The organism is Amycolatopsis sp. NPDC114504, from assembly GCF_055633595.1.
Genome location: NZ_JBVKDU010000001.1, coordinates 723,976 through 737,006 on the forward strand (window position 1 = coordinate 723,976; position 13,031 = coordinate 737,006).

Annotated in this window: 12 protein-coding genes; 3 read left to right on the plus strand and 9 right to left on the minus strand. The window is 72.6% G+C overall.

Annotated features, from left to right (window positions below):
• Positions 1-31: 31 nt before the first annotated feature.
• Positions 32-922 (plus strand): SDR family oxidoreductase, encoded by an 891-nt coding sequence (locus ACZ7PG_RS03470; RefSeq protein ID WP_470237497.1) that lies wholly within the window; start codon positions 32-34, stop codon positions 920-922.
• Positions 923-1,162: 240 nt separating this feature from the next.
• Here ACZ7PG_RS03470 and ACZ7PG_RS03475 read toward each other — a convergent pair whose 3' ends face one another.
• The 7 genes from ACZ7PG_RS03475 to ACZ7PG_RS03505 form a co-directional block, all read right to left on the minus strand.
• The gene (locus ACZ7PG_RS03475) at positions 1,163-2,164 is read right to left on the minus strand and encodes a proline racemase family protein (RefSeq protein ID WP_470237498.1); all 1,002 of its coding nucleotides are present in this window, start codon (positions 2,162-2,164) and stop codon (positions 1,163-1,165) included.
• Positions 2,165-3,076 carry a dihydrodipicolinate synthase family protein gene (locus ACZ7PG_RS03480; RefSeq protein WP_470237499.1) on the minus strand — a complete coding sequence of 304 codons (912 nt, stop codon included), beginning with the start codon at positions 3,074-3,076 and terminating at the stop codon, positions 2,165-2,167.
• Positions 3,073-4,359, minus strand: a complete 1,287-nt coding sequence (locus ACZ7PG_RS03485) for an FAD/NAD(P)-dependent oxidoreductase (protein ID WP_470237500.1) — start codon at positions 4,357-4,359, stop codon at positions 3,073-3,075. Before ACZ7PG_RS03485 ends, ACZ7PG_RS03480 begins: the two co-directional genes overlap by 4 nt.
• Positions 4,356-4,607, minus strand: coding sequence for a (2Fe-2S)-binding protein (locus tag ACZ7PG_RS03490; RefSeq protein ID WP_470238990.1), 252 nt, complete (start codon positions 4,605-4,607; stop codon positions 4,356-4,358). The genes ACZ7PG_RS03485 and ACZ7PG_RS03490 overlap by 4 nt, the downstream gene beginning before the upstream one ends.
• Positions 4,607-5,752, minus strand: coding sequence for an NAD(P)/FAD-dependent oxidoreductase (locus ACZ7PG_RS03495; RefSeq protein WP_470237501.1), 1,146 nt, complete (start codon positions 5,750-5,752; stop codon positions 4,607-4,609). The genes ACZ7PG_RS03490 and ACZ7PG_RS03495 overlap by 1 nt, the downstream gene beginning before the upstream one ends.
• Before the next feature lie 60 nt (positions 5,753-5,812).
• Positions 5,813-6,436 carry a helix-turn-helix domain-containing protein gene (locus ACZ7PG_RS03500; RefSeq protein ID WP_470237502.1) on the minus strand — a complete coding sequence of 208 codons (624 nt, stop codon included), beginning with the start codon at positions 6,434-6,436 and terminating at the stop codon, positions 5,813-5,815.
• Positions 6,437-6,507: 71 nt separating this feature from the next.
• Complete coding sequence (locus ACZ7PG_RS03505) at positions 6,508-7,458, minus strand: threonine ammonia-lyase (protein WP_470237503.1); 951 nt, start codon at positions 7,456-7,458, stop codon at positions 6,508-6,510.
• Positions 7,459-7,547: 89 nt separating this feature from the next.
• Here ACZ7PG_RS03505 and ACZ7PG_RS03510 point away from each other — a divergent pair, with 89 nt between their 5' ends.
• Entirely contained in the window at positions 7,548-9,065 is a 1,518-nt protein-coding gene (locus tag ACZ7PG_RS03510) for a DUF2235 domain-containing protein (protein WP_470237504.1), read from the plus strand.
• Positions 9,066-9,112: 47 nt separating this feature from the next.
• Here ACZ7PG_RS03510 and ACZ7PG_RS03515 read toward each other — a convergent pair whose 3' ends face one another.
• On the minus strand, positions 9,113-9,889 hold the full coding sequence (locus tag ACZ7PG_RS03515) for an NmrA family NAD(P)-binding protein (protein ID WP_470237505.1): 777 nt from the start codon (positions 9,887-9,889) through the stop codon (positions 9,113-9,115).
• Positions 9,890-9,969: 80 nt separating this feature from the next.
• Between ACZ7PG_RS03515 and ACZ7PG_RS03520 the strand changes: the two genes are divergently transcribed.
• Complete coding sequence (locus tag ACZ7PG_RS03520; RefSeq protein ID WP_470237506.1) at positions 9,970-10,902, plus strand: AraC family transcriptional regulator; 933 nt, start codon at positions 9,970-9,972, stop codon at positions 10,900-10,902.
• On the opposite strand, the gene ACZ7PG_RS03525 is transcribed toward ACZ7PG_RS03520, so the two are convergent.
• The gene (locus ACZ7PG_RS03525; RefSeq protein WP_470237507.1) at positions 10,892-12,904 is read right to left on the minus strand and encodes a phosphocholine-specific phospholipase C; all 2,013 of its coding nucleotides are present in this window, start codon (positions 12,902-12,904) and stop codon (positions 10,892-10,894) included. The genes ACZ7PG_RS03520 and ACZ7PG_RS03525 overlap by 11 nt on opposite strands.
• Positions 12,905-13,031 lie beyond the last annotated feature (127 nt).

Genomic DNA, 13,031 nt, shown 5'->3' on the forward strand with positions numbered 1-13,031 from the left:
GTACCGAGTAACCCGAAGAAGGAGCAGCACCATGCACGTGTTCGTCACCGGAGCGACCGGGTGGATCGGCACGGCCGTCGTCGGCGATCTGCTCGGCGCCGGGCACGAGGTCACCGGCCTCGCCCGCTCGGACGCCGCGGCCCTCAAGCTCGCCCAGGCGGGCGCCCGGGTCCGGCGCGGCGACCTCGACGACCTCGACGGTCTCCGCGACGGCGCGATCGACGCCCACGCCGTCGTCCACCTGGGCAACAAGCACGACTGGGGCAACCCGGCGGAGAACAACCGGACCGAACGGGCGGCCATCGAGACGATGGCGGGCGCGCTCGCCGGCACCGACCGGCCGTTCGTGCTGGCCGGCGCGCTCGCGGGCCTGGTCAAGGGCCGGCCCGCGGTCGAGACGGACGTGTCCCCGGCGGTCGGTCCGGACTCGATGCGCGGCGGCGGCGAGAACCTCGCCCTCGAGTACGTCGACAAGGGCGTCCGGGTGGTCAGCGTCCGCTTCGCGCCGTCGGTGCACGGCGCCGGCGACCCCGGGTTCCTGGCGTCCCTCACGGCGGCGGCCCGCCGGCACGGCGTGTCGGCGTACCTCGGCGACGGCGACGCGGCGTGGGCCGCGGTGCATCGCCCGTCCGCGGCTCAGCTCGTCCGGCTCGCCGTCGAAGGCGCACCCGCCGGGTCGCGGGTGCACGCCGTCGCCGAAGAAGCTGTCACGACGCGGGAGATCGCCGAGGCGATCGGGCGGACGTTCGACCTGCCGGTGGTCTCGGTCGCGCCGGAGAACGCCGTCGAGCACTTCGGCTTCATCGGCCGGTTCTTCGGCCTGGACATGTCCGCGTCGAGCGCGCACACCCGCGAGCTGCTCGGCTGGACCCCGTCCGGGCCGACGCTGGTCGAGGACATCGAAGGCGGTGCGTACGCGTGACCGTGACGGCGTTCATGCTGGTGCTGAAACCGAGTTCTCCTCGGCGCGCGTGACCGACGTGTCGGAGTCCGTCGACCACGCGGAGAAGCAGCGCCTCGTCAACGCCCTGGCCTGCTTACGTGATCGAGCGGTCGACACGCGTGATTGAAGGGTCGACACGACATCCGCCCCCCGTGTCGACCTCCCCGTCACGCGTGTCGACCCTCGGATCACGCGTGTCGACCATCCGCGCACACGGGATCAGAGGACGAAACCGGTCGGGAAGGGGTCGTCCGGGTCGAGGAGGTAGGTGGCCGTGCCGGTGATCCACGCCCGGCCCGAGAACTCGGGGATCACCGCCGGCACCCCGCCCACCTCCGTCTCCCCCACGAGCTCGCCGGTGAACGTCGTGCCGATGAACGAGCTGTTCTCGAACGGCGTGTGCAGCGGCAGCTCGCCGAGCGCGTGCAGCTGGGCCATCCGGGCGGACGTGCCGGTTCCGCACGGCGAGCGGTCGAACCAGCCCGGGTGGATGGCCATCGCGTTCCGCGACTTCCGGGCGTCCGAACCCGGAGCGAGGAACTGGACGTGCTTGCAGCCGCCGATCAGCGGGTCAGCCGGGTGCTTCGGCGGACGCTGCTCGTTGATCGCCCCCATGATGTCCAAGCCCGCGCTCAGTATCCGGTCCTTTTCGGACCGTTCGAACGGGATGTCCACTTGGGACAGTTCGAGGATGGCGTAGAAGTTCCCGCCGTACGCCAGGTCGTAGCGGACCTCGCCGAGGCCGGGCACGTCCACGACGGCGTCGCGCTCGGCGAGGAACGACGCGACGTTGCGGAGCTTGACCCGTTCGGCCCGCCCGTCGCGGACGGTGACCTCCGCGTGCACGAGCCCGGCCGGGGTGTCCAGGCGCACCACGGTCGTCGGCTCGGTCACCTCGACCATGCCGGTCTCCACCAGGACCGTCGCGACGCCGATGGTGCCGTGGCCGCACATCGGCAGGCAGCCGGACACCTCGATGTACACGACACCCCAGTCGGCGTCGTCGCGCAGCGGCGGCTGCAGGATCGCGCCGCTCATCGCCGAGTGCCCGCGCGGCTCGTGCATCAGGAACTGCCGGATGTGGTCCAGGTGCTCCATGAAGTACCGGCGGCGCTCGGCCATCGTCGCGCCGGGGATCGGGCCGACGCCGCCGGTCACCACCCGCGTCGGCATGCCCTCGGTGTGCGAGTCGACGGCCGTGATCGCGCGTGAGGACCGCACCTACGCCACCCCCAGCGAGGCCAGCGCGCGGCCCATGTCGGCGCGGACCTGCTCGCGCTGGACGTCCGAGAGCGGTCCCCGCGGCGGCCGGCACGGGCCGCCGTACCGCCCGACCATGTCCATCCCCAGCTTGATGGCCTGGACGAACTCGGTGCGCGAGTCCCAGCGGAACGCGGCCACCAGCGGCTCGTACAGCGCGCGGGCCTCGTCGAGCTTGCCCGCCGTGGCCAGCTCGAACAGGCGCGCCGACTCGGCCGGGAAGACGTTCGGGAACCCGGCGAACCAGCCGGTCGCACCCATCAGCAGGCTCTCCAGGACGACGTCGTCCGCGCCGCTGATCACGGCCAGCTCCGGCGCGCGTTCGCGAATCTCCAGCACGCGCCGGACGTCGCCGGAGAACTCCTTGACGGCCACGATGTTGTCGATCTGCGCGATTTCGGCGAGCAGGTCGGGCGTGAGGTCGACCTTGGTGTCGAAGGGGTTGTTGTAGACCATCACCGGCAGCCCGACCGACGCGACGGCCTCGAAGTGGGCGATGACCTCGCGATGGTTGGCGCGGTAGAGCGTCGGCGGCAGGCAGAGGACGCCGTGCGCGCCGTCCTCGGCGGCTGCCTCGGCCCACTGCTTGGCTTGGTGCGCGCCGGGTCCGTGGACGCCGACGACGACGATCCCGTTTTCGCCGACGGCCTCGATCGCGGTCCGGGCGACGCGGCGGCGTTCGTCGTCGGTGAGCGAGGAGTACTCGCCGAGGGAACCGTTCGGGCCGACGCCGCGGCAGCCGTTTTCGACGAGCCAGCGGCAGTGCTCGGCGTAGGCGTCGTAGTCGACGGCGAGGCCGGCGGGCGCGGTGTCGTCGGTCTTGTACGGCAGCGCGGCGGCGACGACCACGCCGCCGAGGTCGCGGGTGCTCATGCTCGGGTCTCCTTCGGGTCGGCGAGCTCGCCCAGGCGGATCGGCTGGGCGATCGGACGGTGGTGACGTTCGGCGCCCCCGCACAGGTCGGCGACGGTCGGCCCGCACATCCGGCCCTGGCACGGACCGAGCCCGGCCCGGGTGCCGAGCTTGAGGGCGTGCGGCCCCGGCATGACGGGGTCGGCGACGGCGGTCTTCAGGTCGCCGTAGGTGGTTTCCTCGCACCGGCAGACGATGGTGTCGTCCCGCAGCCAGCCGGACCAGGCGGCGCCGATCGGGTGAGCGTTGCGCAGCCGCCGCGCGAAGGCCCGGGTACGGTCACGTTCGCGGAGCAGCTCCCGGCTCGGCGTACCCCCGGCGGCGGCACACCCGGCGACGGCACCTTCGGCGCGTGCGGCATCGGCACCCCCGATCCCGGTGATCTCCCCGGCGGCGAAGATGTTCGCAACGCTGGTCCGTTGGTGCTGGTCGGTGCGAACGAACCCACGGTCGAGAACACACCCGGCGGCGACGGCGAGTTCGGGTTGCGGAACGAAGCCGTGCCCGACGCAGACGGCGTCGACCGCGTAGGTGCGTTCGGTGCCGGGTACGACGGACCAGTCCGCGCGGACCCGGGCCGTGACGACTTCGCGGACCCGGTCGTCCCCGCGAGCTTCGACGACTGTGCGGCCCAGGCGGAACGGGACGCGGTGGCGGACGAGGGTGGCGGCGTAGCGGGCGAGTTCGCCGGTCTTGCGCGGGTGGAGGCCCCATCCTTTGAGGACGGTCGTGACGGGGTTGGCTTCGAGCACGGCGACGACCTCGGCGCCGACGTGGAGCAGCGACTCGGCGACGGGCAGCAGGAAGGGTCCGGCCCCGGCAACGAGCACCCGCCGCCCGACGGCGACCCGCTCGCCTTTGGCCAGTGCCTGCGCGGCACCGGCGGTGTAGACGCCGGGGAGCTGCCAGCCGGGGAACGGGAGGGTGCGGTCGTGCGCGCCGGTGGCGAGGATGAGGGCGTCGGGTTCGAGGGTGCGGCGTTCGCGGGCCGAGCCGTCGGCCGGGCCGCGCAGGACGTGGATCCGTCGTTCGTGCAGCGCCCAGACCGTGCTTTCCGGCCACCACTCGCACCGCGCCAGCAGCCGCTCGAAGTCAGGCCGCCGTTCCCCGAACAACGTCCGGTGGTACTGCCCGCCCGGGGCGTCCGACTGATCCAGGATCGTCACCTCGGCCCCCGCCCGCAGTGCGGCTTCCGCGGCCGCCAGCCCCGCGGGGCCCGCTCCGACGATCACCACCCGCGTCATGCTTCCTCCTGCCGGGACTGGGTGCGGATCTCGTCTCCATCGACCGCGCGGCGGCGGCAGGCGCGCACATCGGGCACGCCGTTCACCGTCAGCACACAGTCGAAGCACGCCCCGATCCCGCAGAACACCCCGCGCGGGGACCCGGAACGCGTGGTGCGCCACGACATCCGCCCCGCCGCCAGGAGCACGCCGGCCACCGTCTGTCCCTCGATGCCCCGCACCGGCTCGCCGTCGACGCTGATCTCGATCACGCGACCACCGCCGGACGGTCCACAGTGAACTCTTCCACCGGCATCGACGGCGGCGCCCCCGTCAGCAGCTCACGCAGGAGCCTCGCCGTGCCGACGCTCAGGCCGATGCCCGCACCTTCGTGTCCCGTTGCGTGCCACAGGTTTCCCAGCCTCGGGTCCTCGCCCAGGACCGGGAGGTGATCGTCCACATAGGGCCGGAAGCCGCCGTACGCGCGCATCACCGCGGCGTCGGCCAGCGACGGGAACAGTCGCAACGCCTTCGCCGCGATCGCGCTCAGCACGTCCGGCACGATCGTGTCGTCGAAGCCCACCCGGCGGCGGGACGAGCCGATCAGGATCGTGCCGCCCCACGTCGACTCCACGACCGCCGACGTCTGCAGCTCGCCGTCGCCGGAGCCGACCGCGCCGACGTAGTCCGCGTCGTACACCTTGTGCCGCACCACTCCCGGCATCGGCGTCGTCACCAGCACCTCGCCGCGCCGGGGGCGGACCGCGATCGGGGCACCGAGGCGCGCCGAGACCTCGCCCGCCCACGGGCCCGCCGCGTTCACCACGACGTCGGCGTCGACGACCTCGCCGGGTACCCGGACCCCGGTGATCCGCCCACCGCGGCCGACGGCGCCGACGACCTCCGTGTCGACGCGCAGACGGGCGCCGTTCGCGAGGGCCGCGCCGAGCAGGGCCAGCGTCGCGCCGGCCGGCTGGACCTGCGCGTCCTCCGGGTAGTGGACCGCGGCCGTCACCTCGCGGGTCAACGCGGGTTCGGCCGTCGCCAGCTCCACTGTGGACAGTGGTTCGGTGCGCACACCGGCCGCGGCCTGCTCGGCGGCGAACGCCTTCAGCGCGTGGGCGCCGGCTTCGGTGGAGGCCACGACGATGCCGCCCTTGGGGTCGAACTCGCAGGCGTCGCCGAGTTCGGCCGCGATGTCGGGCCACAGCCGCGCCGAGAGCTGCGCGAGCCGAAGCTCCGCGCCCGGCCCCTTGTCCGAGACGAGAAGGTTGCCTTCTCCGTGCGACGTGGTGCCGCCCGCGGGCCGGCCGCGGTCGAGGACCACGACATCGAACCCGGCGAGGCTCAGCTCCCGGGCGCACGCCGCCCCGACGACACCGGCTCCGATCACCACCGCCCGCGTTCGGTTCATCGACCCTCCGGTGTTCGGTAAAGCGAACGATCGGAGGTTAAGTCTCCCGGGACGGAGGTGTCAATCCCGCAGGACGGGGTGCGGCCGTCCGTCGAGGCGTTCGTCGGCGCCGAACTGCAGCAGCAGCACCGAGTGCACGGGGGCGGTGAGCGCGGTGTAGCTGTGCGGCTCGCGGGCGTCGAAGGCGACGTAGTCCCCTGGCCCGAGGTCGACGGTCCGCCCGCCGACCTCGACGCGCAGCCCGCCGGTCTGGACGATCGTGTGCTCGACCCCGACGTGCCCCTGCGACCGCTGCGGCGCGTCCCCGCGGACGACCTGGTCGTAGACCTCGAACACGCTGTTCTCGGCCTCGATCCGGCGCAGCGGCCGCAGGTCGATGCCCTCGCCGCGGAGCACTTCGACGTCGGCGCCGCGCACGACCGTCAGCCCGCCGCGGGGCCGGTGGTCGAGCAGGTCGGAGATGGCCACTTCCAGCGCGCGCGACAGGCTGAAGACGGTCTCGATGGTCGGGTTGCCGGTGCCGGCTTCCAGCTGCGAGAGGGTCGCCTTGCCGATCCCGGACCGCCGCGAGAGTTCGGACAGCGACAGGCCCCGCGCCGCCCGTGCGGCCCGCAGGTTGACTGCGAGCATGTCGCGGATCGACGGCTCGGCCACGGGCGTCCCGCCGTTCGGTAAAGCGTCCATCGAGCCCCATCTCCGTTCGGTTTGCCGATCGGGCCAGGGTCATGATGCCATGCCGGAACGCGCGAAGGGCGCTAAAGGCCGAGCCACCGCCGGTACGCGGCCATGTCGACGTTGCTGCCGCAGACGATCGTCACCACGTGCCGCCCCGCGAACCGGTCGCGGTCCTCGAGGATCGCCGCGAGGCCGAGGGCCGCCGACGGCTCCACCACCAGGCCCGCGTGCTCCAGGAACAGCCGCATCCCGGCGATGATCGACGTCTCCCGCACCAGGACGGCGTCATCGGCGACCGCGACGAGGTCGTCGAGGACCTCCGGGATGGGGAACCGGCCCGCGACGCCGTCGGCGATCGTGTCGGCCGACTCGGTCGTGACGACGCGCCGCTCGCGCCAGGACAGGGTCATCGCCGGTGCGCCCGCCGGCTGGACGGTGAGCACCTCCGTGCCCGGGGCGCAGGACTTCAGGACGTGCCCGATCCCGGTGGCCAGCGCCCCGCCGCCGAGGGCGATCAGGACCGCGTCGAACGGCCCGGCGTCCAGGAGTTCGAGGCCGATCGTCGCCGCGCCCTCGCAGGTCTCGACGTCCAGGCTGTCCTCGACCAGCCGGACGCCGCGCTCCTTCGCCAGCGCCACGGCCCGTTCGCGGGCCAGCTCGAAGTCGCCGTCCACCAGCTCCAGTCCGGCGCCGAGAGCCCGGATGCGCTCGAGCTTGAACGCGGGCGCGAACCGCGACGCCACGACCGTGACGTCGATGCCGCGGGACCGTCCGGAGAGGGCGAGAGCCTGGCCGAGGTTGCCCGCGCTGGCGCACACGGCGGCCCACCCGGCGAGACCGTCGACGACGAGCTCGGTACCCCGGCCTTTGAAGCTGCGCACGGGGTTCGCGGTTTCGAGCTTGATGCTCACCCGGCACCCGAGTGCGCGTTCCAGCGCTTCGCAGCGGTACAGCGGGCTGTCGAGGAAGACCGGGTCGATCACGCGCCGGGCGGCCCGGATCCGGTCGAGGTCGAGGCGCGTCTCCGGCACGGTTCCGGAGCATAGCGACCGGGCCGTATCTCCGCGGCCGCTCACCGTCTCCTACCCTCGGACATCCCGAGTGGAGCGAAGGTGGACGGATGAGCGAGCCGGAACCGACCAGGCGGCACCTGGTCGTCTGCTGCGACGGCACGTGGAACACCCCGGACCAGGAGCAGCTGGGCCGGCCGTCGCCGACGAACGTCGCGCGGCTCCACCACACCGTCGCCGACCTCGGCACCCAGCCGCGGTACTACCACCCCGGCGTCGGCACCGGGCCCGGGCTGCTCGACCACCTCGAAGGCGGGCTCGTCGGCAAAGGCCTCTCGGAGAACATCAAGAGCGCCTACGGCTGGCTCGCGCGCACCTACTCCCCCGGCGACGCGATCCACCTCTTCGGGTTCAGCCGCGGGGCGTTCACCGTCCGCAGCCTCGGCGGCATGATCAGCCGGTGCGGCCTGCCCGCGGAGCTCAAGACCGCCGGGTCCACCGAGTTCTGGGCCGAGGTCGACCGGCTCTTCGCCACCGTCTACCGGTCCGGCGCCGGCGAGGCGGCCGTCCCGGTCCCGATCGAGTTCCTCGGCGTCTGGGACACCGTCGGCTCGCTCGGCATCCCGGACTGGCTCGGCCCGCTGAAGCTCGTCGAGGACCACGTCGGGCACCTCCCCCGGTTCCACGACACGAAGCTCGGCGAGCACGTCAAGCACGCCCGCCAAGCCTTGGCCATCGACGAGATGCGCGGCCCGTTCATGCCGACCCTGTGGTCGAACCTGCACGAGGTGCGCGACGGACGCACGGCCAAGCAGGTCTGGTTCCCCGGCGACCACTGCGACGTCGGCGGCGGCCACGACCGCACCGGCCTGTCCGACGCGGCACTGCAGTGGATGATCGACGAATGCCGCGCGGTCGTCCCGGACCTGGTCTTCGACGACGCGATGTACAAGCAGATCGCGCCGGACGCCCGGGACGTGCTGCACAACTCGCTCCACAGCGTGTACACGGTCCTGTGCCCGGCGCCGCGCGCCTTCCCGTTCATCACCGCCGGTTCCGCCGACGTCTCGCCGTCCGCGGTCGACCGGCAGGCGACGCCGCCGATCACCACCGGCCCCTACCGCGACGGGCGCCGCCTGGCCGCCGGCGAGTCGGCGACGGTCGACGTCTACGCCGGAAAGCCGTGGAACTGGACGGGGATCCACCTCGAGCCCGGCGAGTACGAGTTCGAGGCCGAAGGCACCTGGCTCAACGGGAAGATCGCCCACCACCCGGACGGCACCGAGGCGGACGCCCGCCTGGACTTCCAGGACGTGCTGCACGCGCTCGCGACGACGTCGGCCTGGCTCCAGACCCAGCTCGCCCGGCTCAACGACGCCGACGCCCGCTCGTTCGGCGGCCGCCGCTGCGAAGACGCGCAGTGGATGGCACTGATCGGCACGGTGGCGGCCCGGGACCTCGACGTCCACGACGTGCAGCAGCCGTACGAGGCGTTCCCGATCGGCAGCCGGCTGGAGAAGTGGGTCGTCGAGAAGCCCGGCTACTTCTACGCGTACGCCAACGACAGCTGGCTCGGGTATTCGAGCAACCGCGGCTCCCTGCGGTTGACGATCACGCGGCTCAGCTGACCGTCACGCACGCCGATCGGCCGGAAGAAGAAGCTTCCTCGGCACCGTCAGGCCCACGCGGTCGCGGCGGCGAAGTCCTCGAACGACCGGGCCGGCCGGCCGAGCGCGCGCTCGACGCCGTCCCCGAGGTCGGCGCCCCGGCCGTCGCGCAGGTCCGCCAGCAGACCCGTGAGCAGGCGCGCCACGTTTTCCGGGACGCCGTAAGCGGTTTGCCGCTCGACGAACGTCTCGGGGTCGACAGCTTCGTAGCCGATCTTCCGTCCGGTGGCCCGGGCGATCAGGCTCACCGCCTCCCCGAAAGCCACCGTCCGCGGGCCGGTCAGCTCGTAGACCTCGCCGTGGTGCCGGTCGTCCGTCAACGCCGCCGCGGCGACCTCCGCGATGTCCTCGGCGTCGACGAACGGCGCGCCTCCGTCCCCGGCCGGCAGGCTCAGGACGCCGTCGCGGATCCCTTGCGCCCACGGGCCTTCGCTGAAGTTCTGCGCGAACCAGTTCGGGTGCAGGATGGTCCAGCCGACGCCGGACTCGCGGACGGCCCGCTCGGCGGTGTGCAGCGGATGGCCCTCCTCGCCGGCGCGTGGCGCGGACAGCAGCACCAGCCGTCGCGCGCCCGCTTCGACGGCCTCGGCCACGAACCGCGGCAGGCGTGGTTCCGCCCGCAGGTCGGGCTCGACGAGGTAGGCGGCCGTGACGCCGTCCAGGGCCCAGGTGGACGGGTCACCGAGGTCGAAACCGTGGGCGCGCGAAGCGATCCGGGCATGGTCGAGACGCTGCGCGACGCGGCGGCCGGTCTTGCCGGTGCCGCCGAGGATCAAGGTGGTCATGCCCTCAGCCAACCGCGGTCCGGCAAGACGATCCATGGGAGAAAGTCGATGATTCCTTTGTGATCGTCTAGGGTCGGTCCATGGACGTGCTGAGCGACCTGCTGCACCGGGCCCACGCCGCGGACGCGCTGGTCCGGCAGCTGATCCAGCGGCCGCCGTGGTCGCTGACCTTCGCCGATGCCCCGCCGCTCACGCTGGTCGCCACGCTCGGCGGGCACGCGTTCCTCGACCTCGGCGCCGGGCCGCCGGTTCGCCTGGCCGCCGGGGACATCGCGCTGGTCAAGGTGCCCGGCTACACGATCGCCGACGACCCGGCCACCGCACCCCAGGTGGTGATCCGGGGCGGGCGGAAGTACCCGGTCACCGGCACCGGAGACCTGAGCCCCCGCGCTCCGCGCACCTACGGCGACGGCGCGCCCGGCGCCACGACGATGTTGCGGGGCGCGTACGAGCTCCACGGCGTCGTCGCCGAGCGGTTCCTGGACATGCTCCCGCCACTGGCCGTCATCCCCGCCGGGGCACGGACCCGCGCGGCCCTCGACCTGCTCGCCGCCGAGGTCGCCCGCGACGAACCGGGCCAGGACGCCGTGCTGCGCCGCCTGCTGGACCTCGTGCTCGTCCTGGCACTGCGGGCGTGGTGCGCCGCGACCGACGCCCCGCCGGCTTGGTACCGCGCGCTGGGCGACGCCGGCGTCGGGGAAGCCCTGCGCCTGCTGCACGCCGAGCCCGCCCACCGATGGACGGTCGCGGCGCTCGCCGCGCGGGTGGGGCTGTCCCGGGCCGCGTTCGCCGCGCGGTTCGCGCACCTGGTCGGCGAGCCGCCGCTGACGTACCTCACCGGCTGGCGGATGACGCTGGCCGCGGACCTGTTGCGCGACACCGAAGACACCGTCGCCGCGGTGGCGAAGGCGGTCGGCTACGAAGACCCGTTCGCCTTCAGCGTGGCCTTCAAACGCAACCGCGGCGCCAGCCCGTCGGACTGGCGCCGCGGCCGGGAGAACGTCACTTCGTGAGCGTCGCCGGGTCGCTCGTGCTCGGGCGGCCGGTCTCGACGTGCCCCGCGAGGCGGCGCAGGAACTTCGGGTCACGGTCCGAAGACACCGACACGTCGTACCAGTTGTTGCTGCGCCGGGTGTCGACGTGCTCGACGACCCGCGCGCCCGGGCGCAGCCGGTGCGTCGACGAGCAGCGGCCGTACGCGTCCGCCACCGTCAGCTGCACCGTCGTGGTGCCGCTGTTCGTCAAGACCAGCGCGAGTTCCCCGCCTTCCTGGCGCACGCTCACCTCGGGCCCCGCGGCGCCGCCGCGGAACTGGCGCACGAACCCGTTGGGCCCGTACGCGGTGTAGTCATAGGCCCCGGACGCGGGCAAGGCGGCCGACAGCGACTTGCCGGCGCCGGCGGTGTACGTGCGCGGCTCACCGCCGGGCGTCACGACATAGAACGTCGCGCCCGCGCGGCCGTGGTTGGCGAACGTGACCGTCAGGGTGCCGCCGGCCAGCCGGGCGTCGGCCGAGAGGTCGTACGGCAGCGCCCGCGCCGGCCGCAGCCCGCGTTCCTGCTTCGGCAGCACGTTGTGCGCCGGGACCGCGGGCACGTAGTCCGGGTGCCGCACGCGGTCCGGCGGCTCGTAGCCCGCCGTGTCCGGCAGCGCCGGCACGCGCACGTCGGTGCGCGCGAAGTCGAACGCCGACGTCAGGTCGCCGCACACCGACCGCCGCCACGGCGTGATGTTCGGCTCCTGCACCCCGAAGCGCCGTTCGATGAACCGGATGATCGACGTGTGGTCGAACGTCTCCGAGCAGACGTAACCACCCTTGCTCCACGGCGACACGACGAGCATCGGGACGCGCTGGCCGAGCCCGTACGGGCCGGCCGGGTTCGCCGCCGAGCCCGCGAAGATCTCGCCCGTCGTGTCCACGGTGGACTGCCCGGCCGAGGCGTACGGCGGGACCACGTGGTCGAAGAAGCCGTCGTTCTCGTCGTAGGTGATGAACAGCGCGGTCTTGCTCCACACCTCCGGGTTCGCCGTCAGCGCGTCGAGCACCTGCGCGATGTACCAGGCGCCGTAGTTCACCGGCCAGTTCGGGTGCTCGCAGAAGGCTTCCGGCGCAGTGATCCACGAGACCTTCGGCAGCTTCCCGGCTTTGACGTCGGAACGCAGCTGGTCGAAGTAGCCGTCGCCGGCCTTCGCGTTCGTGCCGGTGCGCGCCTTCTCGTACAGCGCGTCACCCGGCTTCGCGTTGCGGTAGGAGTTGAAGTACAGCAACGAGTTGTCGCCGTAGTTGCCGCGGTAGGCGTCCTCGATCCAGCCCCAGCCGCCGGCGGCGTCGAGGCCGTCGCCGACGTCCTGGTAGATCTTCCACGACACCCCGGCCTTTTCGAGGCGCTCGGGGTAGGTCGTCCAGGAGTAGCCCTTCTCGTCGTTGCCGAGGACCGGGCCGCCGCCCTGGCCGTCGTTGCCCGTGTAGCCCGTCCACATGTAGTAGCGGTTCGGGTCGGTCGAGCCCATGAACGAGCAGTGGTAGGCGTCGCAGATCGTGAACGTGTCGGCCAGCGCGTAGTGGAACGGGATGTCCTCGCGCGTCAGGTACGCCATGGTGGTCGAGCCCTTCGCGGGCACCCACTTGTCGTACCTGCCGCCGTTCCACGCCGCGTGCGTGTCGTTCCAGCCGTGCGGCAGGTCCTGGATGAACTGCAGGCCCAGGTTGTCCGCTTCGGGGCGGAAGGGCAGGATGTCGCGCTTGCCGTCGGACTGCGCCCAGACGGACTTGCCCGACGCCAGCGTCGCCGGCCGCGGGTCGCCGAAGCCGCGGACGCCGCGCAGCGTGCCGAAGTAGTGGTCGAACGACCGGTTCTCCTGCATGAGGACCACGATGTGCTCGATGTCCCGCAAGGACCCGGTGCGCCGGTCTGCGGGGATTTCGGCGGCGCGGGCGATGCTGGTGGAGAGCGCGGAAAGGGCGGCGGTGCCGCCGGCCAGCTGCAGGAAACGCCGTCGGTTGACGTCCGTCATGGGGACTCCGGGGGTGTCGTGGTGGAGAGCCGGGTCAGTATGTGCGGGACTTCGAGAACCTGTGCCGGGCCCGAGGCTAACGCCGGGCGAAACCCTGGTAAACGACTGCGGACGGACATGATCTTGA

Coding starts and splice junctions, on each gene's coding strand:
- ACZ7PG_RS03470 (WP_470237497.1), top strand. CDS start 32: ATGCACGTGTTCGTCACCGGAGCGACCGGGTGGATCGGCACGGCCGTC.
- ACZ7PG_RS03480 (WP_470237499.1), bottom strand. CDS start 3,076: ATGAGCACCCGCGACCTCGGCGGCGTGGTCGTCGCCGCCGCGCTGCCG.
- ACZ7PG_RS03485 (WP_470237500.1), bottom strand. CDS start 4,359: ATGACGCGGGTGGTGATCGTCGGAGCGGGCCCCGCGGGGCTGGCGGCC.
- ACZ7PG_RS03495 (WP_470237501.1), bottom strand. CDS start 5,752: ATGAACCGAACGCGGGCGGTGGTGATCGGAGCCGGTGTCGTCGGGGCG.
- ACZ7PG_RS03500 (WP_470237502.1), bottom strand. CDS start 6,436: ATGGACGCTTTACCGAACGGCGGGACGCCCGTGGCCGAGCCGTCGATC.
- ACZ7PG_RS03510 (WP_470237504.1), top strand. CDS start 7,548: ATGAGCGAGCCGGAACCGACCAGGCGGCACCTGGTCGTCTGCTGCGAC.
- ACZ7PG_RS03515 (WP_470237505.1), bottom strand. CDS start 9,889: ATGACCACCTTGATCCTCGGCGGCACCGGCAAGACCGGCCGCCGCGTC.
- ACZ7PG_RS03520 (WP_470237506.1), top strand. CDS start 9,970: ATGGACGTGCTGAGCGACCTGCTGCACCGGGCCCACGCCGCGGACGCG.
- ACZ7PG_RS03525 (WP_470237507.1), bottom strand. CDS start 12,904: ATGACGGACGTCAACCGACGGCGTTTCCTGCAGCTGGCCGGCGGCACC.